30 protein-coding genes are annotated in these 23330 nt (G+C 33.0%); 13 read left to right on the plus strand and 17 right to left on the minus strand.

The features are described from left to right. The 3 genes from ACXY7N_RS01980 to ACXY7N_RS01990 form a co-directional block, all read left to right on the plus strand. Positions 1-681, plus strand: a 681-nt coding sequence (locus ACXY7N_RS01980; RefSeq protein ID WP_488592252.1) for a BclA C-terminal domain-containing protein, incomplete at its 5' end; no start/stop codon positions are given. A 1080-nt stretch (positions 682-1761) separates the two neighbouring features. After that, positions 1762-2094 carry an S-Ena type endospore appendage gene (locus ACXY7N_RS01985; protein WP_000332680.1) on the plus strand — a complete coding sequence of 111 codons (333 nt, stop codon included), beginning with the start codon at positions 1762-1764 and terminating at the stop codon, positions 2092-2094. Between the two features lie 93 nt (positions 2095-2187). Further along, complete coding sequence (locus ACXY7N_RS01990) at positions 2188-2598, plus strand: S-Ena type endospore appendage (protein ID WP_000710740.1); 411 nt, start codon at positions 2188-2190, stop codon at positions 2596-2598. Between the two features lie 67 nt (positions 2599-2665). Here the strand turns inward: ACXY7N_RS01990 and ACXY7N_RS01995 are convergent, their stop codons facing one another. From ACXY7N_RS01995 to ACXY7N_RS02030, 8 genes are all read right to left on the minus strand, one after another. Next, positions 2666-2857 carry a DUF3954 domain-containing protein gene (locus ACXY7N_RS01995; protein ID WP_000512853.1) on the minus strand — a complete coding sequence of 64 codons (192 nt, stop codon included), beginning with the start codon at positions 2855-2857 and terminating at the stop codon, positions 2666-2668. Between the two features lie 71 nt (positions 2858-2928). Next, entirely contained in the window at positions 2929-3291 is a 363-nt protein-coding gene (locus tag ACXY7N_RS02000) for a cell division protein SepF (RefSeq protein ID WP_488592253.1), read from the minus strand. Between the two features lie 10 nt (positions 3292-3301). Then, on the minus strand, positions 3302-4291 hold the full coding sequence (locus ACXY7N_RS02005) for a DnaD domain-containing protein (RefSeq protein ID WP_488592254.1): 990 nt from the start codon (positions 4289-4291) through the stop codon (positions 3302-3304). A gap of 117 nt (positions 4292-4408) precedes the next feature. After that, a complete protein-coding gene (locus ACXY7N_RS02010; RefSeq protein ID WP_277544321.1) occupies positions 4409-4693 on the minus strand; it encodes a hypothetical protein in 285 nt (94 codons plus the stop codon). 173 nt (positions 4694-4866) lie between these two features. Next, a complete protein-coding gene (locus ACXY7N_RS02015) occupies positions 4867-5088 on the minus strand; it encodes an RNA polymerase subunit sigma (protein WP_440009790.1) in 222 nt (73 codons plus the stop codon). Positions 5089-5118: 30 nt separating this feature from the next. After that, a complete protein-coding gene (locus ACXY7N_RS02020; RefSeq protein ID WP_488592255.1) occupies positions 5119-5634 on the minus strand; it encodes a helix-turn-helix domain-containing protein in 516 nt (171 codons plus the stop codon). A gap of 67 nt (positions 5635-5701) precedes the next feature. Next, positions 5702-6001 (minus strand): MerR family transcriptional regulator, encoded by a 300-nt coding sequence (locus ACXY7N_RS02025; RefSeq protein ID WP_085310781.1) that lies wholly within the window; start codon positions 5999-6001, stop codon positions 5702-5704. 13 nt (positions 6002-6014) lie between these two features. Next, on the minus strand, positions 6015-6233 hold the full coding sequence (locus ACXY7N_RS02030) for a helix-turn-helix transcriptional regulator (RefSeq protein WP_215564256.1): 219 nt from the start codon (positions 6231-6233) through the stop codon (positions 6015-6017). Between the two features lie 172 nt (positions 6234-6405). Between ACXY7N_RS02030 and ACXY7N_RS02035 the strand changes: the two genes are divergently transcribed. Then, on the plus strand, positions 6406-6780 hold the full coding sequence (locus ACXY7N_RS02035; protein ID WP_215564254.1) for a helix-turn-helix domain-containing protein: 375 nt from the start codon (positions 6406-6408) through the stop codon (positions 6778-6780). A gap of 268 nt (positions 6781-7048) precedes the next feature. Here the strand turns inward: ACXY7N_RS02035 and ACXY7N_RS02040 are convergent, their stop codons facing one another. From ACXY7N_RS02040 to ACXY7N_RS02055, 4 genes are all read right to left on the minus strand, one after another. Next, complete coding sequence (locus ACXY7N_RS02040) at positions 7049-7444, minus strand: hypothetical protein (RefSeq protein ID WP_488592256.1); 396 nt, start codon at positions 7442-7444, stop codon at positions 7049-7051. Then, positions 7389-8150 (minus strand): nucleotidyltransferase domain-containing protein, encoded by a 762-nt coding sequence (locus ACXY7N_RS02045; protein WP_488592257.1) that lies wholly within the window; start codon positions 8148-8150, stop codon positions 7389-7391. The genes ACXY7N_RS02040 and ACXY7N_RS02045 overlap by 56 nt, the downstream gene beginning before the upstream one ends. Beyond that, a complete protein-coding gene (locus ACXY7N_RS02050) occupies positions 8147-9037 on the minus strand; it encodes a pentapeptide repeat-containing protein (RefSeq protein ID WP_488592258.1) in 891 nt (296 codons plus the stop codon). The genes ACXY7N_RS02045 and ACXY7N_RS02050 overlap by 4 nt, the downstream gene beginning before the upstream one ends. A gap of 185 nt (positions 9038-9222) precedes the next feature. Continuing rightward, positions 9223-9942 carry a restriction endonuclease gene (locus tag ACXY7N_RS02055; RefSeq protein WP_215564249.1) on the minus strand — a complete coding sequence of 240 codons (720 nt, stop codon included), beginning with the start codon at positions 9940-9942 and terminating at the stop codon, positions 9223-9225. Positions 9943-10181: 239 nt separating this feature from the next. On the opposite strand from ACXY7N_RS02055, the gene ACXY7N_RS02060 reads away from it, so the two are divergent. From ACXY7N_RS02060 to ACXY7N_RS02075, 4 genes are all read left to right on the plus strand, one after another. Then, positions 10182-10547, plus strand: coding sequence for a hypothetical protein (locus ACXY7N_RS02060; RefSeq protein WP_488592259.1), 366 nt, complete (start codon positions 10182-10184; stop codon positions 10545-10547). 332 nt (positions 10548-10879) lie between these two features. Continuing rightward, a complete protein-coding gene (locus ACXY7N_RS02065; protein WP_098103602.1) occupies positions 10880-11398 on the plus strand; it encodes an ImmA/IrrE family metallo-endopeptidase in 519 nt (172 codons plus the stop codon). A 20-nt stretch (positions 11399-11418) separates the two neighbouring features. Then, positions 11419-12555, plus strand: coding sequence for a site-specific integrase (locus ACXY7N_RS02070; RefSeq protein WP_488592260.1), 1137 nt, complete (start codon positions 11419-11421; stop codon positions 12553-12555). A gap of 539 nt (positions 12556-13094) precedes the next feature. Further along, positions 13095-13595, plus strand: coding sequence for a YxiF family protein (locus ACXY7N_RS02075; RefSeq protein ID WP_000069070.1), 501 nt, complete (start codon positions 13095-13097; stop codon positions 13593-13595). A 96-nt stretch (positions 13596-13691) separates the two neighbouring features. Here ACXY7N_RS02075 and spoVS read toward each other — a convergent pair whose 3' ends face one another. After that, positions 13692-13967 carry a stage V sporulation protein SpoVS gene (gene spoVS, locus ACXY7N_RS02080; RefSeq protein WP_016088106.1) on the minus strand — a complete coding sequence of 92 codons (276 nt, stop codon included), beginning with the start codon at positions 13965-13967 and terminating at the stop codon, positions 13692-13694. Between the two features lie 482 nt (positions 13968-14449). Here spoVS and ACXY7N_RS02085 point away from each other — a divergent pair, with 482 nt between their 5' ends. Continuing rightward, complete coding sequence (locus tag ACXY7N_RS02085) at positions 14450-15007, plus strand: hypothetical protein (protein ID WP_016134296.1); 558 nt, start codon at positions 14450-14452, stop codon at positions 15005-15007. A gap of 180 nt (positions 15008-15187) precedes the next feature. On the opposite strand, the gene ACXY7N_RS02090 is transcribed toward ACXY7N_RS02085, so the two are convergent. The 3 genes from ACXY7N_RS02090 to exsG all read right to left on the minus strand — a co-directional run bounded on the left by ACXY7N_RS02090 (position 15188) and on the right by exsG (position 17604). Beyond that, positions 15188-16744, minus strand: coding sequence for an esterase/lipase family protein (locus ACXY7N_RS02090; RefSeq protein WP_431154523.1), 1557 nt, complete (start codon positions 16742-16744; stop codon positions 15188-15190). A gap of 282 nt (positions 16745-17026) precedes the next feature. Beyond that, positions 17027-17236 (minus strand): hypothetical protein, encoded by a 210-nt coding sequence (locus ACXY7N_RS02095; RefSeq protein WP_016088109.1) that lies wholly within the window; start codon positions 17234-17236, stop codon positions 17027-17029. 215 nt (positions 17237-17451) lie between these two features. Further along, entirely contained in the window at positions 17452-17604 is a 153-nt protein-coding gene (gene exsG, locus ACXY7N_RS02100; RefSeq protein WP_000395678.1) for an exosporium protein ExsG, read from the minus strand. A gap of 209 nt (positions 17605-17813) precedes the next feature. Between exsG and ACXY7N_RS02105 the strand changes: the two genes are divergently transcribed. After that, positions 17814-18683, plus strand: a complete 870-nt coding sequence (locus ACXY7N_RS02105) for an excalibur calcium-binding domain-containing protein (protein ID WP_016088110.1) — start codon at positions 17814-17816, stop codon at positions 18681-18683. Positions 18684-18806: 123 nt separating this feature from the next. Here the strand turns inward: ACXY7N_RS02105 and ACXY7N_RS02110 are convergent, their stop codons facing one another. Next, entirely contained in the window at positions 18807-19376 is a 570-nt protein-coding gene (locus tag ACXY7N_RS02110) for a group-specific protein (protein ID WP_353811354.1), read from the minus strand. 271 nt (positions 19377-19647) lie between these two features. Between ACXY7N_RS02110 and ric the strand changes: the two genes are divergently transcribed. From ric to nirD, 3 genes are all read left to right on the plus strand, one after another. Beyond that, positions 19648-20355, plus strand: a complete 708-nt coding sequence (ric, locus tag ACXY7N_RS02115) for an iron-sulfur cluster repair di-iron protein (protein WP_016088112.1) — start codon at positions 19648-19650, stop codon at positions 20353-20355. Positions 20356-20565: 210 nt separating this feature from the next. After that, positions 20566-22971 carry an NADPH-nitrite reductase large subunit gene (nirB, locus tag ACXY7N_RS02120; protein ID WP_016134291.1) on the plus strand — a complete coding sequence of 802 codons (2406 nt, stop codon included), beginning with the start codon at positions 20566-20568 and terminating at the stop codon, positions 22969-22971. Between the two features lie 15 nt (positions 22972-22986). Further along, entirely contained in the window at positions 22987-23304 is a 318-nt protein-coding gene (nirD, locus tag ACXY7N_RS02125) for a nitrite reductase small subunit NirD (protein WP_016134290.1), read from the plus strand. The last annotated feature ends 26 nt before the right edge of the window (positions 23305-23330 follow it).

Here is a 23330-nt window from a genome sequence, read left to right on the forward strand (position 1 = left end):
ATAACTGGAGTAACCGGACCTTCTGGTGGACCTCCGGGGCCTACTGGGCCTACTGGCATAACTGGAGCAACTGGATCTACCGGATTATCAGGAATTGTTGGACCTCCAGGACCTACTGGGCCTACCGGCATAACTGGAGTAACCGGACCTTCTGGTGGACCTCCGGGGCCTACTGGGCCTACTGGCATAACTGGAGCAACTGGACCTACCGGATTATCAGGAATTGTTGGAGCTACTGGGCCTACTGGACCTACCGGACTTACAGTATCTGGGTTATCTCATTATGCTTATGTTTTCAATACAGCAGCTCAAGTTGTTGCCTTAGAAGCACCTATTCTTTTTAATTCACATGGTAGAATGACATCTGGTTTTACTCATACGCTGGGAACTTCTCAATTAATGGTTCTTAATGCAGGTGATTATAAAATTTCTTTTTCTGTATCAGGAGTTGAACCTAATCAATTCACACTTTTTTTAAATGGCGCTCCGGTTACCAGCGCAGTTTATGGATCAGGTGCAGGGACTCAACCAAACAACGGGCAAACAATTATCGCTTTAGCTGCAGGTGATATTATTACCCTTAATAATCATACTTCTGCTGCTGCAGTTACTTTGCAGACTTTGGCAGGTGGAACACAAACGAATATAAATGCTTCGATTGTAATTGAAAAATTAAATTAATTTAATCATTTATTTCTTGAAACTCTAGCAGTTAATAACCTAGAGTGGATTCTTTTTTTAACAAGCAGTTAGCTTTTGCTAGCTGCTCTTTTAATTAAAATAACGATTTTGTTTTAATTTTGCTAACTACCCTTCCCTTGTATAAATGCACCTTTTTTACATACCATATTAAAATTCAAATAATCCTCTTTTAGGACGGTACAAATATGAACAAGACATTCACATACATTTTAATCTTCTTTTGTGCGGTGTTTTATATTGTAATTATTGGCTGGATTGTCTTTCTAAACTTTATTTAAGAGCATTTTATTCCTCCAAGTAAGAAATCTAAGAACAAACATAAACATTTATAATTAGTTGGCATAAGGAGCGCACTACAAGGCGCTCTTTAGCTTTAAAATAAGAATTTTGTTAAAAAATTAATAAATTCTCCAGCATGGTGCACTCTATACCTAAAAGGACTAATTATGAAAATTCTAAAATACATTACCCTTACATTTGGCTGGATTATATATGCTGCATTTTTGTATGCAATATTCTTTTTATGATCATTCTCCCTATCCATAATTTTCAAATTTATATAGTACATAAACTTCCATCTTCCCAAAATAACTATTTTGTTTCAAAATTGCACCACCATTAAAAACATACATACAATATGATGTGAACCTTTTTTTCAATATACATCTTGGTCATCAAGCACTTTTAAAAGCGCTCCTTTTATTTAAATAAGGATTTTGTTTAATTTCCATTAACCTTTTTGATCCTTTTGAATACATTATTATTGCAAGGAATTCCATAGAGTACTCTCGTCCAGTCACCTCGAATTTCTTGCATACTTTGTGTAAATAACCCGTTATAACTAGCGGGTTATTTTATTTTTGATTACAAGATAACTATTTTGTTATAAATCAATCGTAATTAATTCCGTCTTCCAGCAACCAATTCAATACATAACTTGCCTCATAATTAAATTGATTTCCTATGAGCCGTTACCTACCAATAAAAACAAGCATCTAATAAAATAAGAAATTTTTATATTTTGATAAAAACTATTAAATGAATGAAAGGATGTTGTATATGTGTTGTTGTCCAGATCCTCAGTTCGTCTCTGTTTCTACATGTAATACTTTTACTACGACAGGGGGGGATGTAGTTGGTGGAGCTACAGTATTTAACAATACTGGCGGTCCAGTCCTTTCTGGTTATGTTACTCTAACTAATAATCCTGCAAGTGGTATTATCACTGCTTTTTTAGCAAATAATGGTACAAACATTATTGGCCCAATAACTCCAGGAAATAGCCAAACTGTTTATGTGTCTAACATAGGAACTTTGGTTGCCTTTTCTGGTACCGCTAGCCAACCTGTAAGTGGTAGAGTCTGTGTCGATGCTGCACGTCAAGTAGCTTAGCCTGTATAGAAAAAGATATTAATTCATTTTGGATTTAATATCTTTTTCTTAATTTATTTACAACACTTATACTATAGAAATGAGGCATTAAATATGAAAAAGGACTTTTGGAGTTTTAAATATCCAATTCCAATACCATGTGCTTTTCCAATCCCAATCTGTAATTCATTACCAACACCAAAAGAAGAACAAAAACTTGTGTGTAATGACATTTGTGGTAATTTTCTACTTAGTGACAACATTACCTTGCTAGAAGTTTGGGAAAAAAAAATTAGTCAACCCGTTACTGCTACAGTTACGATTTTTAACAGTTTACAAAGCTCACTTATTGAAGCTGATGTGCAACAAAACACAGGTAACTCAATTCTTTTCACAGTTCCTCCTGGAAATTCGATTTCCAAAACGATTGAAGATATCAAGGCCGTTACCATTGGCCTCACCGAATCTGGTAGTGCAAATGGAAAGTTTTGTTTAGATATAGTTTTCACTATAAAGTCCCTATAACTATTCTGAAGGGGCTTATACATATTTCCACAAACCTCCCTTGTTCCTTAACAAAATTCAAATTTGATTAAAGTAACTGTGTTTTTCGTTCTTCCATACGAATTACTTTTCCACTTTGATATACAAATGATTGTTCACCAAATCCTCCTTGAGGTGGTTCTATTAGTTGGACCTGACCATTTTTAACAACATATATTCCGTTTATTTTCAAATCTATTTCAGCTGTCATTTCTACAAGATTTTCTTTTCTAATTCCCATCAAGATCACTCCCATATGTTATAATTACTTTGTCGAAGCAAGTCGGGAGCAATCTCGGCTTTTTTGTTTGTCTATAGATATTCCAAAACATTTTCAGGAATAAATGATTGTTCCAACGATAAATATAGTCGTATTGAAATCGGTTCTTTATTATCTCTCGCAGACTTGCAAAGTTCCTCCGCTTCTTCCCAATCGAACTGCTTATCTTCCACTCGCTTAAACCTCCAAATTCCAATTGTATATTCCTCAAATAATTCATACTGATCATTTGGCGCTGTTGTTGGTTTTAATTCATCAGTAGCTCTTACTTGCTTTGGTACTTGTACAACTACATCCGTAAAACGAACTTTAGAATTCAATCGATGAATGTGTGCTTTCTCAGTATCGAATGCTACTACAGGCTCAACATCAAATATTGTTAACTGCTTTGGCATTACAATCCTCCTAAGCCTCTTTTTTATATTTAGATAACACTTGTTCTAAACGTTTCCGTTCAGCTTCTAATTCGATTTCACTATGCTCTACTGACTGAGGATGTGTTTCCGTATCTTGAGTATGTAACCAATCAGGAACAATTTCTTTTCGAGCATTACTTCTCCCACCACGAGACTGGTATTTCTTACGGAATTGAGCTTGTGCAGCTTCAACATCAGTAATACTCTTATACCCCTTAGCATGCCAATCTCTTAAAATACCTTGTACATAAGACATATTAGGTGCATTCTTTTCTAAAGCTATTTTCATTGCTTTAATAACAAGCTGTGCATTCAAATCTTCAATCCATGCATTAATACCCTCAGCTACAAATGGTTTAAGAACTCCAAAATTTTGCTCATAGAATGCTATTGGATTTTCTTCTGCAACTTTTTTATCTCTTGAGCAGCTTGCTGCTTCTTCTTTTGTTTTTGTTTCTTCTTTTTCTTTTTCTTTTTCTTTTGTTTCTGTTTTTGTTTCTTCTTTTTCCTTCATAGGGTCTTCGAAGCCCCTTATAAGCCACTCAAAACGAGCTTGGAAGTATTCCTTAATACGAGGAATTTTAATATCTTGCTGCTGTTCTAAATCTAAACATGTCTCATAAAAATCAATTAAAAAATCTTCACACTTAATATTCTGGATTTCTTTTAACACACACTTTTCAATATTCATATTTGTAATAGCATTGAATTTAAGCCAATTAATCAACATAATTTCTTTCGTCTTTTTGTTGTAATGAATTTTCCCGTAATCAGCAAACCGCTCTAGCAGCTTCTCAACCGTTTCACGGTTATATCCTGTATCCATTTCTATCACTCGTAATGGAAGCTCATAGATACCACTCTGAGAAGTTTTGCTATTAGTCATTAAGTATAAGTAGAAGTATTTCTCCTCCGGTGTAAGATCTAAAACGAAAGCATCTTGCCAATATGAAACTTGAACAGGTCTATAAACTGCCATATTATTCATCCTCCATTGTTTTACTTGATTTGCTTTGATATACTTAATCCAATTCTATTTTTAGAAGGACTCTCTATAAGAGTCTAAAATCTATCACTCTGCCAAGTGATAGATTTTTTATTTTCTTCGACTAACTACTGATGCATTGATCCCCTGCCCTTGAAGGCTTTTAACAACTACACGATAACTCTTTGATACATCGTGATCCTCTTTTTCATTACGAAGGCTCTTGAATTCTTTTGCGCATCTATTTAATTCCTTCTCCCAATGATTTGCTTCATCTAATGAACCAGCATTGAACATGTTATGAATACATGTCACCATACAGTTATGTAATTCATTTGCAAAGGTAAAATCCCCTGGTAGAACTAAATCAAACAGACGATTACATTCTGATTTCATGACTTATTCCTCATTTCTAGTAATTTGATACTGTACGCATCGTTATGACCAGAAAGTATATTAAGGGGTTAGAGTTAACTAATCTTTCTGGTCATAACGACAAGCACAACAGCTTGTCGCATTAAATTGTTATATGCTATAATTTATCTATTGTCATGATTGGCTATCGCAGGCTACGCGGTGGCCTTTCCTTTTTTCTTTTTGTTTTTCAAAACGAACGCTGCTTCTATAATTCGAATCCTTATCTCCATTAATTTCTTCTCTTGTTTTAGATTCCTTGCTTTCATATAGTCCCCACAAACTGCTGCAATTCTAATATCACCATATAAATTTGCTTCCTTACGAATTAGCGTTTTATATTGATTTAAAGTTGGACTTGCATAATCAATTGTCATAACTTAAACCTCCCCAATAAAATAATTAAATTAACCTTTTATATACTTCCTAGCTCGTAATGATACTTTCCAGTACTTAAAAATTTCTTTCATTGAAAAACCATATTGATCACATAGGACCGCTACGAGGCTCATCATTGAACCTGTAGCATCCATGATTTCATGCATTACCTTTTTCAAATCCTCTTTCTCTCTTTCAGACCAAGTTTGTGAAGGTTTAAACCAACATACTGTATCGAGTTGTTCCAACGCTTCATTGGTCTCTTGATAAACCATGTATCTCATACTTGTAGGATGAAGATCTATATGCTCTCCATTAAAGAATGGGACACTTACATCCCCCGTTGCTTCACTCCACATTTTAAAAAACAACTGCGGATCATCGATTCCTTCAGTAATACATTTTCGTACATCTTCTGGTAAACGTCGTTGTTCAGTTTCATATTTTGCTAGTGACTCACGACTCACGGGGATTTCTAAGGAGAGTTGTTCTTGGGTGATTCCCTTTCGTTTTCGTGCCATAGCAACCTCTTTTCCTATGGACATCGTTTACTTCCCCCATTCGTACCTAAAGCAATATTTATTTGTGACAACTTACTATGGTAATTTATTATTAGACGGATTCTTTAAATGGATTGTAATACTCAGTATTATTTTCGATCCATTCAGTGTGATTTTCCATCCACTTAAAAAGAAGGTGTGTAGGAATAAGAACTCCCGCTTCGCGACATACTGGAAAATCAGAACGGTTTAATAACTCAGATGCTTTTGTACGTTTGATATGTAACAGTTCCATTAATTCCGTAATAGTTAAAAATGGTGGTAATTCTTTCATTGGTTGAAGGTGCTCAGTTGCTTTTTGTACTTCTTCTCGGATTATTTTACGGAATGATTCGATGTCGAAGTTAATCATATATACCACCTCTTCATGTAATTATTTGTTCCTTTAAGGAACATTGCTTCCCAAAAAAATATGTCCAATCAAAATTCAAACTTCCCCCTATTTTTTTAGCTATTTCTACAGAAGGTGTTTTTGTTCCATTTTCAATATGAGTGTAATAACTTCTAGATATTTTGCATTTATTTGCAATATCTTCATGCGTATAACCTTTTACACATCTAAATTCTTTTAACCAATCTCTCAATATTATGACCTCCTTGTTTCTTAAAAGAACATCTTAACAAGATTATAAGTTACTTTAAGGAACAAATCAACAAAAATGTTACCTAAAGGAACAATTATTCAAGTTACTATTAGTAACACAAAAATTCGTTTATAATTAAAAGTAAGATTTAAATATAATGGTGGTGACTACTTTGAATACTTTTGGTGAAAAATTGAAGTGTTTACGAGAAGAGAAAAAGAAAGATAACGCTAAATGGACACAAACACATGTAGCTAATCAACTAGGTGTTGCTCGTACTACATATACTGCATATGAAAATGACACTAAACAACCACCTATGGAGACTGTATTGAAGATAGCCAATCTTTTTTCAGTTTCTACTGATTTTTTATTAGGCAGAGTATCTAATTGTAAGCAAACTAAATCATCTGACATAGATACCATAATAAATGATCCAGAACTAGGTCTCTGGTTTAAAAATATTAAAGAGGCTTCCCCTGAGAAACGCGAGGAATTAAAACGTTTTTGGGAGTTTATGATGCAAGGAGAGAAAAATCAAAAATAAATATGAACGATGGGACATATAGCAAAGCAAAGAAAAACATAACATTTTTACACTCTCCAGTTCTTATATAAACTGGAGAGTGTTTTGGGACTACCATTCTAAAATAGAATCAAAAATCAAATCTCAGATAAATTACACAAGTGGGAATCAATTATTAAACAAGCAAAGTTCAAGAGAGATGCTTTCCTTGAGATTTATATAAAATAACCGTTAGAATCTGTAAAACAGTTCTAACGGTTATTTATTTGCAGTTACTTTAAAATGATGCCTATGCTATTGTTTCAAACTGCTCAATATAGCTTCTAATAGAGTTAATTAATAAAATTACATTCTCATTATCTACATTCTCTGATTTTGTAGGACCATACCCTAAAGATTCATTTCTTTTATGAATAATGTCATAGATTTTAAAACTTGCATCAACTAATCTCTTAATATCACTATCTATTAATACGTTTCTCTTGTCTAAATGCTCTAGAAACTCAATATGATGGCCATTGGTTAAACCACCCAAACGAATATTATATTCTTTACTTAGTACACTTTGAATAGATAAATATAACTCTCTTTCAAATAAACTTACTTTTTGCAAATCAAAAACTACAGCATTATCTGTTTTCAATTCTCCTAAGAACTTCTTCATTTCTGGTAATTTCTCTATCATTTTGTCCTCCTATTTCTAAAGCTTCTTTACAAACAGTAAATAAAGCCTCTATTTCATTCAAAATTTCTAAAAGCTTTACTTCTGTTGGAAAATCTAATTGGAATCCTACTGCTCTCGTATAATTTAACCTCCACTTTGATAAATAAATATAATTATCTCGACTAAGTGGTGTGGACTCTATTATGCCTACTAAATTATCAAATACAGAAATCCGACCAAATGTAGGATTGGATAATTTAAAACATGTAAGAAGGCATATATTTCTACAAATAAAGAATAATTGTGAAAGATCGTATTCATTCAATCCGTTTTTTTGCAAACTCGATTTTGCACTTATAAAGAGATTTTCATATATTAGATAGTTCTTTTTAAAATTAGTAAAAGGTTCTAGGTCATTATATAAATTCAGATTGGATTTTGTGTAAAGGATTCTTCCTTCAAGTTTTAAATGCCATAAAAACATAGAACCTTCTAATAGTAACTGCTTATATGTACTTATCGTATAAAGAGAAATACCTATATTATTAAATGGTAATTTAGTTTTTATTAAATTAATAATCTCTGTTATTTGAACTTGCGGAACATCATCAACCAACAAAAATATATCTACATCTGAAAAATCATCTTCATCTTCTCTTGCTTTTGAACCAAAAAGAACAATACTTAATAGGCCCTTAATTCCCTCGAAATCATCCCTTTTATTCACTTGGCTATCCTCCTATATACGCCCGAAACTAAAAATCCAATAAAAATTAATCCTAATACATTTTCAACTGCAAACAATAGTATACTTGCCGTTCCAAGTGGTGTGTAATGACCATATCCAACAGTTGTAAAATTAGTATAGCTAGCATATAGAGATTCCCAAAAATTCAATTTGGTATGGATATTTCCACTTGCTGTTACAGCTAAATAATCCTTATCAGTAAAATAATAGATTAACATACCAAACATAAGAATCATTAATATTGCTGTTCTAAACAATCGAGACAATTTCAATCCATATCCCCAAATGAAATCATTCATCTGCAGCATAATATAATTGAATAATGCACCAGTTCTCGAGACTAGATCTTCTCTGTTTCTATGATAACTTGTCCTACACATTACTCTTTCTAACAGCAATTCTTTTTCTGTATCATATATCTTTACTAATATTGCATCACTAGACTTGTTATCGCCTAAATCTAATTGGTTCTTTCTTAATTCTTTTAACAATGCTACCTTTAAATTTGGTTCTGTTGGTAAACACCCTAGAATTTCTTTAAGGTTCAACTTACAATTTCTAAATTTTACGTATCTTAAATTACATGAATTAAAATTAGCATTTTCTAGGTCACAATCTTCAAAGGTGGATCCAGTAAAGTCTACATTTACAAATTTCGCTTTACGTAAATAACACCTTTCCAGACGAGTCTGTGTAATTGCACATGTAGAAAACTCAGCATATTTCATACCTAAATTCACCAGTTTACTTCTCATTAGTTTTATATTACTTAATCTTAAATTATCCTCTTCATCATCAGTTATTTCAATTCGATTTGAATGAGCATTAGATTGTACATTCTGTAAATCAATTAATCGACTTACCATTTTAATTCAACTCCTACTATAATTTACATCTCGAAACAAAAAGGCCCTACTTATTGCACCATTCTTTGATAAAGTTATATAATAAAGTATTTTAATAGTTAAATAAAAAGGACGAGCATACATACTTTTTTACGATTTTCTTATACTTAACTTTTTTCTTTATGTTTAATTATTTCCCTAACAACTTATTTTAGAGTTCTTTTATATTTAGGGGAATTTTCCAATATTTGATACTTATGGATGTACATAATTTTCATACCATATTGTTCTTCTAGTGTTCTCCTTAAATTCTCTGCTTTTACTGGAAATCTTTCAGCAACAATACAAACAACCTTATTTTTATTTGTATCTTCCAACATAGAGACATTTTTTACTACTTTTCCTATTTCTTTATCTGCAATCATCCCTAATTTTACCTGAATATATAATTTTTCTTCTTCATTTTCAGCTAATATATCAATTTTAAAGTCTTGATCATAGTTAGGAGGTGCTTCTTCAGCTTGATAGTTCATACTTTTAAAAAAATCTATAGCTGCTCCCTCAGCTAATTGTCCTTTTGCTACCTGATATGTATTCAAAAACTTAGACAAATCCTTTTGTTTAGCTGCCATACCATCCGGATGAGGTGTATTGATTACCGAACCTTCAAAATTTCCAATGAATATATTAATTACAAAAAAATCTTCAGGATTACTTATAATTGTATTGATAATCTCTTCAATTAATTCTTCCTTGACAGTAATTGAAATATCTTTTGTAATAATTAAATTACATATTTCATCAGAATTATCTTTCATAAATTGTATGTGAAGTTCACCTATATTTTCATTCATATAGTAAATATCATATTGCTCACTAGATGCCGTTCTAATGCCTCTTCTAAATCTAAAATTATAACTATCCATTAAACACACCCTCTTATCTATAATCATTACAGTATATAATACTACTATCCACTAGTTTACCACTGATTAAATAAACTTATCTATTCTGTTATTCCATAGACAAACTGAAAGTCTTACATATAAATCCGGCGACCTATCTCTCTAGAATTTATATGTTTGTTTATTTGTTCTTTATTCTTCACTTTTAAATTATTATATTATATATAATAAAATATTTATTAAGCAGAAAGGATATTATAATGAATTTTTTACAAAGACTCAAAACAAATTTTAAAGACGGATCAGCTGCCGATAAGTTAAGCATTATTAGTAGTATTGTTACAATTTTCGGAGCCTTTAGTATACCATCTCTTATCTACCTACAATACGCCCCTAATTTTTTCTTTGCTGGTTTTTTAATTTGTATGTTCTTTACGGTTTCTCTAACTATAATCTATTTGGGAATTGTATTAGTGCAAATTTGTTGGGGATGCTTTGAATCTACAATCCCTAAAATAATAATTTTTTTAGGGATTATAGGTATTGGCTTATTCCTATTTTCCATTGTATTAAGCTTTTTACCCGCTGCCTATCGAGATGTATTTTCAAAGATTACACAACTTTAACACAGTGAACATAAAGAAAAGGTTGGCCATCTGCCTCCTCTCTTTATGTTAATTTAGATTATTAATTGCACAATTAGAATAATAAAGGATATGCCTTATATATATATTTCACTGTAATTTCCAATGTATAGAAAGTTAATACCGTATATATTTTAGAAGGGCTTCCTACTCAATCTAACTTTTTGAAATCTTATAAGCAATAAATATGATATAAGTAACTGTCTATCATATTTTCATACTTTTTTACCCTCTCCTTTTCCTATCCTTCCAAGTTTATCATTTTTGTTATATTATAAGAACGTACGTTCTTATAATACGAATGGAGTGAAACTATGTTTCAATCGCAACCCTACTACACAACACAACTTGAAGACTATATCCAGCACTTGTACCAATCCTTATCTATTTTTGTTCCCGAGCAAATTGATATGATGGAGATTGCGAAAAAGCTAAACATTTTGCTGTACTTTGCTCCGTTTGGAAGTCATGCAATGGAAAGAAATCAAATAGCTAATTTAGTTATTGATAATCGTATCTCTCAGCAAGAACAATGGGAGGATTTTGGCCATGAGACTTGTCATATCCTATTTCATTCAGGTAATCAATTATTAATGCATCAAATGTTTCTAAATTATCAAGAAGCAAAGGCTAAAAACTTCGCACAACAATTTTGTGTACCTACTTTTATGTTACGAAAGCTTCCTCCCCTACAGTTAAAAGCATATATAATCTCAGAAAAATTTAATGTAACAACACAGTTTGCTGAAAAAAGGCTTTTACATTATGAAAATCAATTATTAGCAAGTAAATTACAAAATCAAATATCACAATACTGTAATTTTCAAAAATAAAGATTCAGGAGGTATTGAATATGAAAGGAAGTTTTCGTAAACGTGGAAATACGTGGTCTTTTACAATAGATATCGGTATAGATCCCGCAACAGGAAAACGCCAGCAAAAAAGTAAAAGTGGATTTAGAACAAAAAAGGAAGCCCAAAATGCTGCTGCAACGATGATTACGGAGATAGAGAAAGGCATATATTTTGATGACAAACAATTAACTGTTTTAGATGTATGGGAAAAACTAAAACCTCTTCGAAAAGCTGAATTAAAAATTACATCTTATGAAAAAGACATGAGCTTAATTAGACTCTATATCCTTCCCCCTTTTGGTTATAAAAAAATTAAAAGTATTAAACCTGTAATGATTCAAAGCTACTATGCTGAACTTAAGGAAAAAGGACTATCAAATGGTACAATCAGCAATATCCACCGCTGCCTAAGATGCATTTTCAAACACGCTGTAGAATGGGAAATCATACATGATAATATAATGAATAAGGTTAAAAAACCACGTGAAGAGCAAGGTGAGATGAAAACATGGTCGAGCGAAGAATGTAATCGATTCCTCCAGTATCTAAAAGAAAAAAATATTAAGTACCATATGTTCTTCTTACTCGCAATCTATACAGGTATGAGACGTGGAGAATTACTTGCACTAACGTGGAAAGATATTGACTTTGATAATAAACGTATCCTGGTTAATAAATCACTTGTAAAAACAGAAAAAGGACTATTTAAAGCTGCTACAAAAACTAAGTCCTCAAATAGAAGTATTAGTATATCTTCTTTTGTTATAGGAAAGTTACAATCCTACTACTCCTATAAAAAGAAAGAATTTTTCCGTTGGGGTATACACTTGAATGAAGAGGCGTTTATTTTCACCGGCAATACGATACATTCGCCCTTACATATAGATGCTCCTCATCGCTTTTTGAATGATCACTATAAAAAAGCTGGTGTTCCTCGGATTCGTATACACGACTTACGACATACTCATGCTACACTTATGCTTCAGGCTGGAGAACATCCTAAAATCGTACAAGATCGCTTAGGACATTCATCTATTCAAATGACTTTAGACAAGTATAGCCACATCACACAGAACATGCAGCAACAAGCAGCAGAAAACTTCGAGAGCATAATAAAATCTAATGAAAACACCTGATAACAAATGAAAAGATTTAATGTGAGCAAAATGTGAGCATCGAGGAAAACCAACACTTATAAACCTTGATATAATAAGGTTTTCCATACTATATCGTTGAATCTTGGGAGAAGAATGAGCAGTTTTAGGGTTGTTCGTTTTATATTAATTGAGTGGAAAATACGAGCAAATAATCGACTTTTAACTTAACTGTATTTGATAAATTTTCATTAAAGATTTATTAAAACGATTAAACCGTTTAGCCACATATCTGCAAAGTAAATCTCGTGGAATTAAAGGCGCAGTGAGAGCCTATACTAAAACTGGTCTCGTAAAAAGATTTGACGATCCTCTACTTATTGAATTAGATAAATTAGAGGCTATGCTAAATGAAAATAAATAATAGTAAACCGACTTCGAAAAACGCCTCAGATATGTAGAGGAACAAACTGATAGAATCTTAAAGGAAACTTGCATGTATCCCCTTTTTAGAAAAACAAGTAAAACTTTAGTCAGTGGGGTTTTATTCACCCACCACGCGAGTAAAGGTGTGAAAAATTTTGAGTAATATGAATAAAAGCCGAATTGAAATTCTAAAAATGAAAGCAAAAAGAAATGGTAGTAGAAAAGAACTGATAGACGAACTTTCTAATATTGTTACAGTTTCTATGGACTCATTTATGGATCCAGAATCTAATGATTTATTTTGTAAAGACTTATTTAATACGCTAGCACAAACTTCAAACATAAAAAATTTTGGTAGCACTAATTATGAAGAAAACAGAATACTATCAATAGCATTGTTAAAAGAAATAGCTAAAACTATTAAATTTCCAGTTAATCAAGGGAGACTCTTTTTCTCTAAGGGTGGTAAATTTGAAGCAGTTAAACTGAACATTGCTGAAGTATTTGAGAATTTAGAAGCGTTATCAACCATATCAAGATTTCTAACTGGATATGCAGATTTTGTATTAGTTGGGGACGATTTAGAATTCGGGATTGTTATTGAGCGCACTGAATACCACTACGAATTCAGTATGTGGGGCGTATCCACAATATGAAATACGAAAATACAAAAGACCACTTCAAAAATGAGAGTGGTCTTTTTATTACTTTATCTATCAACCTTTCCAAATTATTCATATCAACACTTTCTTTTAAGACCTTCTCTTCCTAGGACCTATAATTAATTTAATCGCCGTTCTTTCTTGATCATTAATAGTAACCTCTTGAAATGCCGGAACAAAGGCCAAGTCAATACCACTTGGAGCGACAAATCCTCTTGCAATCGCAATTGCTTTAATTGCTTGATTTAAAGAACCCGCTCCAATTGCTTGAATTTCCACATTACCACTTGTTCTTAGTACACCTGCAATTGCACCTGCAACTGAATTCGGTTTTGATTTTGAAGATACCTTTAATATATTTTCCATGTAAGTTGCTCCCTCTATTATTTAATCTCTCTTTTGTTACGGTTTAAAATATTTCAACGTATCTTTAACTACTATTCACACCAAAAGCAAACAATACTACATATGTACATTCATTCGATACTTTTCGTCTTCTTCCTGCTCCACTACGTAAATAAAGAGTAACAACCATAAACTCTAATATACAAACGTTTTAAAAGACAGACATTCACTTAAACGATCACATCATTGCAACTGAGACTACTGGTTTTATTTTTACATGTGAAAGTAAAATATGCGTTCCCGCTCCACTACAACATTCCAATATATTCCACTTATATTCTTATCAAATCATTAACCTTTTTTCTTCAAAAATTGTTACAGCTACTATTCTATTACTATATTTCATCGTATTAGCACTTTATACTCCAAATCTATCACCTTTTATATAAGACAGGCATAAAATACTACGAGTATACACTTCATTCATAATAGGGGGTAATATATTGGGTTCATACCATCATTCTTCAAACTCAATTAAAAAATGTTCATGTAAATCTTCTTCTAGCTCATATAAAAAATGCTCATGCAATTCCTCTTCTAGTTCCTGTAAAAAAAGCTGTCCAGCATACGGCACTTTTTGGCAAACTGAGTTTATAACTGTTCCTTTTGGCGATCCTTTTCCATTTAATCACGTTGGCCCTATAGCAGGAGGAGTTTCCCTACTGAATCCGACTACGATACAATTTAGTCAAGCTGGTGATTATAGAGTTTCTTTCATTTCAAGTATTAACACTACTTTAAACCCTGTATTTCCACATATTCCAGTCATGACTATATTTTTAAATAATAATCCACTTGCTAATAGTCAAGGTGACTTTGCTTTTCAAATGAATACTTCATCAAATAACGAATGTCTTCAACTAGCAGGCGAAACGATTGTTACAGTACCAGCTAATTCAACTCTTCAACTGAAAAATAATAGTGGTTTTAATCGCCAAAGTATTATAACTTGTGATAATGGTATCAATTCAGTTGAATTAACAGTTATAAAACTAAGTTAATAATCATCTTCACGTTCAGATGCTATTTCAGCATCTTTTTTTATAATGTTCTTTAGATTCCCATCATCAAACATAAATTCTAGTGTACCTTTCTGTTAATCTAATAAACATGAAAAAAGTACCGAACTCTTCTACTACAAAAGTTCGGTACTTATTATATTACAAACTTCTCATTCTTTCTTACTTCTCCACATAAACAGACTTAACAATTGTACGATTATAAGGCTGCCCTTCTTTATTCATTCCTTTTATATCCATCGTAACGTTATATACTCCCGGTTGCTTTATGTCCTTCAAAGCACCAGTAAATGTATTGTTATTAGCATTTTGTAATTCATTAAATTCAGAGACTAGTTTTCCTTCTTTATTCACGATTCTTACTGTTATAGAAAGATCTCCTTTCATTTCAGGTGCCACAGGTGATTTTTTCAGTTTATACTCAGATTTATTCGCTTTAACTTTTGTAGGCATTTGGAGAACAAATGGCGCGCCACTATTGTAATCGCTTACAACTAAATATGCATCTTTCGACTGCTTCGCCATCATTTTAACTTTCCATTCTCCTATTTCCATTTTATCAAGTTTAAAGGTTCTAATTGTCGCACCACCAAAGAAAGATTGACCTTCACCAGTAGTTATAACGCTATCCTTATTTGTATATATTTTTCCTTTTGGGGATATCATTTGTACTTCTACATCCGAAGAAGCAGTTAATATAGAAACGATTCCTACTGCCTTTTTATCAACCGCAACAGTTTGCTCTATCCACTGATTTTGTGGCAATTCCCCTCCTAAAATGTTTTGGTTTGAAGTTGTATTTAATTGTTCTATATTTTCATTTGAACTAGTGCTAGATGCTACTAAAGCTGGAACTGGTACATTTGCTGTACGTAAATATGGTTCAATTCGTGAGAAAACAGCTGATCCCTTTCGTATATTATCATGATCAAATCTGGAATCTGTAAATAAATGAGTTCCATACGGCAGCTTAGCACTCCACTCATTTACTAGTCCATCATTTGAACCGTATGATGACAAATATAATCCGCCCATTGATAACGCGGAAAATACAGGGCCCCAGCTAGTCCCAGTAACTGTATAATAACGGTTTAATTTAGCTGCTGGATTATTATCAATCGTTGAACGAAATTTTGCCATTTCGCCCATTTGTAATGAGTACGTACCATCATCTTTTTGACCTAATATAGAAGCCAGCCATCCTGCCCACCAACTATATGATAAGTCCGCTAAATTTGATCCATGATGTGGCGTCGCAAGCGTAATAACATTTCCGACAAATCGATTTGCACCATATCCTACTAATGCAGCCTGTGTATCTATACCGCCTTTACTATGTGCTACAATATTAACTTTTTTACCGAAATGATTATATATCTCTTCTAATTTTTGTGCTAACAATTTTCCGTTATCCCACTGACTAGCCGACCCTTTCCCAGCAGCATCATATAATTGTATAAATACTGTTTGATAGCCTGCTTTCAAAGCATAGTCATACATATCATTTATATCGTGATACACTGTCTTTCCATACCAACTATCAGCATTCCCATTCCGTCCTTGCACAAAGAGAATTGGAGGCTTATTCCCATCGTAATTAGCAGGTTTTTGACCTAAAAACCATTCTCCAGGTGTAAATACTTCTTTATCTGGAAATCCCGTTTTAATCTCTTTTACTTCTTCCGCTTCTATCTTCGTACTAACAGTCATTGGAGCCATAATAAAAAATGCAAGAAGTAATACCATACACCTTTGCAAAATCCTCATTAACATTCCCCCTTTTTTTTGAAAGGAAGCACTATTTTCACTCTAGTTATTTATTTCTGACTTATTTTGCAAGTGAAACAAATAATAACTGTCCTTTCTTATGAAACGTTATTCTCTCAACACTTATTCATTCCTTTTCCTATTCAGCTCATTAAAAATTTCTCAATATATTTCTAGCTAAAAAAGCTGCGTATAAAAGGTCTTTATCCTAACCTTTTATACGCAGCTTCTTTATTATAAATCAATAATATACTCATCATCATATTTATCGTATTGGAGCCCTGACCCTATTTTTGATTCCGTAACTTGATCTCTTAAAAACGGTGCAGCATCCATTTTGCTAGTTGCAATTTCAATTCCATATTTTTTCGTTAAATGAGCCAACTCTATTAAAAACCACTCTCTTCGTAATGTAACTGGAATATCAAATGTTCTTCTTTTCATATATAAAAGCACCTCTTTAATTTCATAACTTAATGAACATCACTACATGCACGTGTGAAAACTACCTTTCATCACTAACATCCAATGAAACATTATAGTATATGCATGTCCATTTTAAACGTGCTATTACAAAACATATTTTAGTTTACATAATCATATTATGTAAGAGTAGAAGAGAAAGGTATATCCCTTCCCTTCTACTCTAGAAACTTAAATTAAGAACATCTTGGTACACCTAAAGCTAAGAATAAACCTGCTACTCCCGCAGTAATCGGTACTTTTAACGTAATAACATCGTCTACTTTCGTTACTAAAAAGAAAGCATTACCTTCTTGTAATATACAAGTTACCAATAATTGAAATTCCATTTAAACCCCCCTCCTTTCAATCGATATATTATACTTTATGAATTTTCTTTAAAAATGTAATAGGGAATATATCTATTTTTCCTTATATACGAAATAAATGTTTATAAGTCTATTAAAAATACTAATTTTCTAAATTTATATAAATCGTGTAATATCCAATAAGTTCCTATATAATCAATAGTGAAAATCTTACAAATGGAGGTATAAAAATGGCGATTTTGAGTAATATTGGTGCAGCTTTATTTTTTATTGCTTTTATTCTTTTAATACTATGTATCATTTCATTCTTTAAGAAAAATGGAAAAGCAAAACAATATGGTCGTCCTACTGTTATTCTTTTTATGATTTCAATTCTCTTAATAGGAATGGGCACTACAAAATCTGAACACCCAGTCATCGATTTTTTTGCTACTTTAAGTTTAATTTTATTTATTTTTTTCCTTGTTCTAGCAATCTTATCCGTAATTAAAAAGACAGGTGTAGCAAAAAAACAATTTATTATCACTGCTATTTTATTTGTCATTTTTGTTGCATTATCAAGTATTTCAGCTCCTTCTTCTGAAAAGACGACAGCAACAAATAAACAAGTCGCTTCTAATAATGCAGAGAAAAAAGATGATAAAAAGAAAGAAGCGGACGAGAAAACTCAAAAGCAAGAGGATGAGAAGCGTCTAGCCGATGAACAAGCTCGTAAGCAAGAGGATGAAAAACGCCAAGCCGAAGAGCAAAAACGTCTAGCTGATGAACAAGCTCGTAAACAACAAGAAGAACAAAAACGTCTAGCTGATGAACAGGCTCGTAAACAACAAGAGGAGCAAAAACGTCTAGCTGATGAACAAGCTCGTAAACAACAAGAAGAGCAAAAACGTCAGGCTGATGAACAGGCTCGTAAACAACAAGAGGAACAGAAAAAAGCACAGCAAGCTCAAACACAACCTGCTGCAGGAAATACTAGTAATGCATATTACAAAAACTGTGATGCAGTTAGAGCTGCTGGGAAAGCTCCGTTATATAAAGATCAACCAGGGTATAGCCGTAAACTAGACAAAGATGGCGATGGAGTCGCATGTGAAAAATAGCAATAAAAAAGAAGCTTCTAGTAAGCTTCTTTTTACTATTACGTATAGAATCTTATTACTCTTCCATTCTCGGAAGCCCTATATCAATTCAAATTGGTATCTTATTTTTTTATACTTGTAACATTAATCATTAACTGGGTCAATACTCCAATTAATGATTTCAATATGTTTCACCTCCACTTTTCCTTTGACAAGAAGATGTGGAATTAGGTGAAACATCCCGAATTTTCTACCCTTTTCATATTCCTCTCTGTAATATTCTTTTGTACAGATATTTAAATGCTTTAATTCTCTATATTCATTAAAGTTGATGAGTTCTATTTCACATTCTTTTAATTCTCTAATTGGTCCACCCCAATTCTGCTTTGAGTACTTGTATATTGCCATACACTCACCATTCAGTGCGCTAATAGGAATTTTATAAAACAGTTTATTTGTATGAATGTTTACTCCTATTTCCAGTAGTACTTTATAAATCTCATAAGGATGCATTGGTAAAAAATGCACGACATCATTCCATAAACATTCAAGTTTTGGTATTTTACGTGTTAATAAGTTCTCTCTTTGAGGATGATCTTTATATTTTTGTATATACTCACCATATAAATTTGGATATAACCTTTTCAATTCATTTAATGGGATTAAATATTCTCCTTTTAATTCTTTTGGTACCATATGATAAACATATTCCATAAAAACCTCCTATAAAATATAAAATTCATACAAAAAAATCTTAGATTAATAGAAAATATATTTATAAACCATCTATATCATAATAATGCATTGTGGATAATTTTCGACTCAAAAAATCCTTCGCCATCAGTTCTATAATGTCCTCTGATAAATAACACTACTATTATTCTCAAAACTGACACATTATAAGTGATTTCAATCACCACATTGTTTTTCATCTATCTCTATTCTTAACTTAGATATTAAATTTAAACTTTATGGAGGCATTCATATGAAACATACATTTACTGAAACTTCAATTGTTGGTGAGATTGTTACACAATTTCCGAAAGCTAGTGATTTTTTCAAGTCATATAGAATAGATTTTTGTTGTGGTGGTGATAAGCCACTTATTGATGCAATTCATGAAAGAAATTTATCGGCTTCCGAAGTAATTACAGAGTTAAATACGCTTTATCATAATACGAAACAATTAAATGAATCTGAAATTGATTGGAAAAGTGCTTCTTATCGTGAATTGATTGATTATGTAATTAATAAGCATCATCGTTATTTAAATGAAGAGTTACCACAGTTAAGTCCATATGTGACGAAAGTATTACGCGTTCATGGAGCAAATCATCCTCATTTAGCTCAAATTCATAAGCTGTTTCATGAACTTAAAATGGAATTAGAACAGCATTTAATTAAAGAAGAAACAGAAGATTTTCCATTAATTTTAGAATTTGAACACAATCCAACTGATGAAAACTATGCAAAGTTACGTAAAGTAGTAGATGAACTAGAAAATGAGCACAATCATGCCGGAAATATTATAAAAGAACTTCGTAAAGTGACAAATGACTTTACTCCTCCAGAGGGCGCTTGCGGCACTTATCGACTTGTTTACCAGCGTCTTGAAGCTCTAGAGTCCGATTTATTTGAGCATATTCATTTAGAAAATAATATTTTATTTCCACGTGCCATTACAAAAGCATAAATAAAAGCAGGACATGAGCATTTCTACTCATGTCCTGCTTTTTCATTACGTGAATAACATCCACACTTCTCCCCTTCACATTAACCCGAATTTTAACAATTTGTGAATCATTATAAAAATGTGATAAATATCACATCTCCCCCTTTTTTGATTTTCTATAATAGAAATATAATCCTTTGTTCAACATTTCACATAAAAGGGGAAATGAAAATGAAAAAACGTTTAGTTATGGTCGGAAATGGTATGGCTGGCATACGCTGTATGGAAGAAATATTAAAACATGATAGTGATTCATATGAGATTACTATTTTTGGAGATGAACCACATCCAAACTACAACCGTATTATGCTCTCTCATGTTTTACAAGGCAAAACAAATATGCAAGATATCATTATGAATGAATATAGTTGGTACGATGAAAACGAAATAACTTTGTATATAAACGAAAGAGTTCAAAGTATTAACCGAGAAGAAAAAATTATTACTACAGAAAAAAATCATACTCTTACATACGACAAGCTCATTATCGCAACAGGTTCTAGTGCTTTTATTTTACCTGTTGAAGGTTCCACACTTCCTGGTGTAACAGGATTTCGAACTATTGAAGATACACAATTTATGATAGATACCGCTAAAGAAAAGAAAAAGGCCGTTGTCATTGGTGGCGGGTTACTCGGTTTAGAAGCCGCAAGAGGTCTAATTGACTTAGGAATGGACGTACATGTTGTTCATTTAATGCCTAGCCTAATGGAGCAACAACTAGATACGAAAGCAGCTTCTCTATTGCGTGAAGATTTAGAAGCACAAGGCATGAAGTTTCTAATGGAAAAGAAAACTGTAAAAATTCTTGGTACAGATCGTGTTGAGGGCATTCAATTTGAAGATGGTGAAGTTGTAGATTGTGATTTAATCGTAATGGCTGTCGGAATACGCCCGAATACGCAAATAGCAAAAGATGCTGGTTTACTTGTAAATCGCGGCATTGTAGTCAATGACTATATGCTAACAAATGATGACTCCATTTATGCAGTTGGCGAATGTGCGGAACATGATGGTATCGCATATGGACTTGTTGCTCCTCTTTATGAACAAGGCGCAATATTAGCGAAACATATAACGAAAATACAAACTGATGGATATACGGGCAGTATCGTCGGTACGCAATTAAAAGTTGCAGGTTGTGATTTATTCTCTGCTGGACAAATTTATGAAGATGATCAAACAAAAGCAATATCAATCTTTGATGAATGTAAACGTTCCTATAAGAAAGTATTAATTCGCGACAATAAAGTCGTCGGTATCGTTTTATATGGTGACACAGCTGATGGTACACGCCTCTTTAGCATGTTAAAGAAAGAAGAAGATATACAAGAATATACAACCGCTTCCCTTCTTCACAAAGCTGGTGAAGAAAGTGAACTTGACGTTGCTACAATGAGTGCGGATGACACGATTTGTGGATGTAATGGTGTTACGAAAGGTACAATCGTTCATGCCATTTTAGAGCAAGAGTTAACTACTTTTGAAGAAGTTAAAGGCTGCACGAAAGCCGCAGGATCTTGTGGTAAATGTCGTCCGCTTGTGGAACAAGTTTTATCTCATACACTCGGAGATGCTTTTGATGCTTCTGCGCAGTCTGCTGGTATGTGCGGATGTACAACTTTATCACGTGATGAAGTCGTAGCGGCCATTCACGAGAAAGGTTTAAAATCTCCAAAAGAAGTACGAAATGTGCTTGGTTTTGTACATGAAGACGGTTGTTCGAAATGTCGTCCTGCTTTGAACTATTATTTACGTATGGCGATTCCAGAAGAATATACAGACGATAAATCATCTCGTTTCGTTAATGAAAGAATGAACGGTAACATCCAGCACGATGGTACTTTCTCTGTTATTCCACGTATGTACGGTGGCGTTACAACAGCAGATAATTTAATGAAAATTGCTGAAGTTGCGAAAAAGTACGATGTTCCTCTTGTGAAAATTACAGGTGCGAGCCGCATTGGCTTATATGGTGTTAAGAAACAAGATTTACCTAACGTATGGGCTGACTTACATATGACTTCGGGATATGCATATTCAAAATCGCTTCGTAATGTAAAATCATGTGTTGGTTCTCGCTTCTGCCGTTTCGGTACTAAAGATTCATTAGGACTTGGTATGCTCCTTGAACAATCATTAGAAATGGTAGATACACCTCATAAAATGAAGATGGGTGTAACGGGTTGTCCGCGTAACTGTGCGGAAGTACTGACGAAAGATTTTGGCGTTGTATGTGTCGAAAATGGATACCAACTTTATATTGGCGGAAATGGTGGTACGGAAGTACGCGAAGCTGATTTTGTAATGATTGTCCCTACTGAAGATGATGTCCTTCGTATCGCAACAGCTTATATGCAATATTATCGTGAAACTGGTATTTACGGAGAGCGTACTGCCTACTGGACAGAACGTTTAGGTCTCGATCACATAAAAGAAATACTACAAGATGCAAGTATGGTTACTACGCTAAATGAACGCTTCCAAACAGCTCGTAGCACATATACGGAAGCATGGGGACAAGCACTAGAAACGAAGTCATTAAAAGCGATGTATGAAGTAGAAACTGTGAAATAAGGAGCTGTGATCTATATGATACAAACGAAAGAAAAAATAAAAGTTATGCGTGCAGAAGACCTTCCTATTCAAATCGGTAAAGAGGTGCAAATGAAAGATATGTCTATTGCCCTATTCCGCCTTTCAACTGGCGATATTCGAGCTGTAGAAAATCGTTGTCCTCATAAAAACGGACCGTTAGCAGAAGGAATTGTATCTGGAGAATTCGTCTTTTGTCCACTGCATGATTGGAAAATCTCATTACTAACAGGTGAAGTTCAAAAGCCTGATGACGGCTGTATTCAAACTTACGAAGTAGAAGTTAATGACGGAGATATTTATATATACATGTAATTTACGAAAGGAAGCCTCCTCTGGCT

It is taken from the genome of Bacillus sp. 5w2, from assembly GCF_054353775.1.

Bases quoted from the DNA above. Each gene is read 5' to 3' on its own strand.
- ACXY7N_RS02055 (WP_215564249.1), bottom strand. From the start codon at position 9,942: ATGGATAGTTATAATTTTAGATTTAGAAGAGGCATTAGAACGGCATCT.
- ACXY7N_RS02110 (WP_353811354.1), bottom strand. From the start codon at position 19,376: ATGGAATATGTTTATCATATGGTACCAAAAGAATTAAAAGGAGAATAT.
- exsG (WP_000395678.1), bottom strand. From the start codon at position 17,604: ATGGAATTTCAATTATTGGTAACTTGTATATTACAAGAAGGTAATGCT.
- ACXY7N_RS02090 (WP_431154523.1), bottom strand. From the start codon at position 16,744: ATGGCTCCAATGACTGTTAGTACGAAGATAGAAGCGGAAGAAGTAAAA.
- ACXY7N_RS02025 (WP_085310781.1), bottom strand. From the start codon at position 6,001: ATGATTAACTTCGACATCGAATCATTCCGTAAAATAATCCGAGAAGAA.
- ACXY7N_RS02070 (WP_488592260.1), top strand. From the start codon at position 11,419: ATGAAAGGAAGTTTTCGTAAACGTGGAAATACGTGGTCTTTTACAATA.
- ACXY7N_RS02065 (WP_098103602.1), top strand. From the start codon at position 10,880: ATGTTTCAATCGCAACCCTACTACACAACACAACTTGAAGACTATATC.
- nirD (WP_016134290.1), top strand. From the start codon at position 22,987: ATGATACAAACGAAAGAAAAAATAAAAGTTATGCGTGCAGAAGACCTT.
- ACXY7N_RS02040 (WP_488592256.1), bottom strand. From the start codon at position 7,444: ATGATAGAGAAATTACCAGAAATGAAGAAGTTCTTAGGAGAATTGAAA.
- ACXY7N_RS01995 (WP_000512853.1), bottom strand. From the start codon at position 2,857: ATGGGAATTAGAAAAGAAAATCTTGTAGAAATGACAGCTGAAATAGAT.
- ACXY7N_RS02005 (WP_488592254.1), bottom strand. From the start codon at position 4,291: ATGGCAGTTTATAGACCTGTTCAAGTTTCATATTGGCAAGATGCTTTC.
- ACXY7N_RS02050 (WP_488592258.1), bottom strand. From the start codon at position 9,037: ATGGTAAGTCGATTAATTGATTTACAGAATGTACAATCTAATGCTCAT.
- spoVS (WP_016088106.1), bottom strand. From the start codon at position 13,967: ATGGAAAATATATTAAAGGTATCTTCAAAATCAAAACCGAATTCAGTT.
- ACXY7N_RS02000 (WP_488592253.1), bottom strand. From the start codon at position 3,291: ATGCCAAAGCAGTTAACAATATTTGATGTTGAGCCTGTAGTAGCATTC.
- ACXY7N_RS02095 (WP_016088109.1), bottom strand. From the start codon at position 17,236: ATGAAAAGAAGAACATTTGATATTCCAGTTACATTACGAAGAGAGTGG.
- ACXY7N_RS02105 (WP_016088110.1), top strand. From the start codon at position 17,814: ATGGCGATTTTGAGTAATATTGGTGCAGCTTTATTTTTTATTGCTTTT.
- ACXY7N_RS02020 (WP_488592255.1), bottom strand. From the start codon at position 5,634: ATGTCCATAGGAAAAGAGGTTGCTATGGCACGAAAACGAAAGGGAATC.
- ACXY7N_RS01990 (WP_000710740.1), top strand. From the start codon at position 2,188: ATGAAAAAGGACTTTTGGAGTTTTAAATATCCAATTCCAATACCATGT.
- ACXY7N_RS02060 (WP_488592259.1), top strand. From the start codon at position 10,182: ATGAATTTTTTACAAAGACTCAAAACAAATTTTAAAGACGGATCAGCT.
- ACXY7N_RS02015 (WP_440009790.1), bottom strand. From the start codon at position 5,088: ATGACAATTGATTATGCAAGTCCAACTTTAAATCAATATAAAACGCTA.
- ACXY7N_RS01985 (WP_000332680.1), top strand. From the start codon at position 1,762: ATGTGTTGTTGTCCAGATCCTCAGTTCGTCTCTGTTTCTACATGTAAT.
- nirB (WP_016134291.1), top strand. From the start codon at position 20,566: ATGAAAAAACGTTTAGTTATGGTCGGAAATGGTATGGCTGGCATACGC.
- ric (WP_016088112.1), top strand. From the start codon at position 19,648: ATGAAACATACATTTACTGAAACTTCAATTGTTGGTGAGATTGTTACA.
- ACXY7N_RS02010 (WP_277544321.1), bottom strand. From the start codon at position 4,693: ATGAAATCAGAATGTAATCGTCTGTTTGATTTAGTTCTACCAGGGGAT.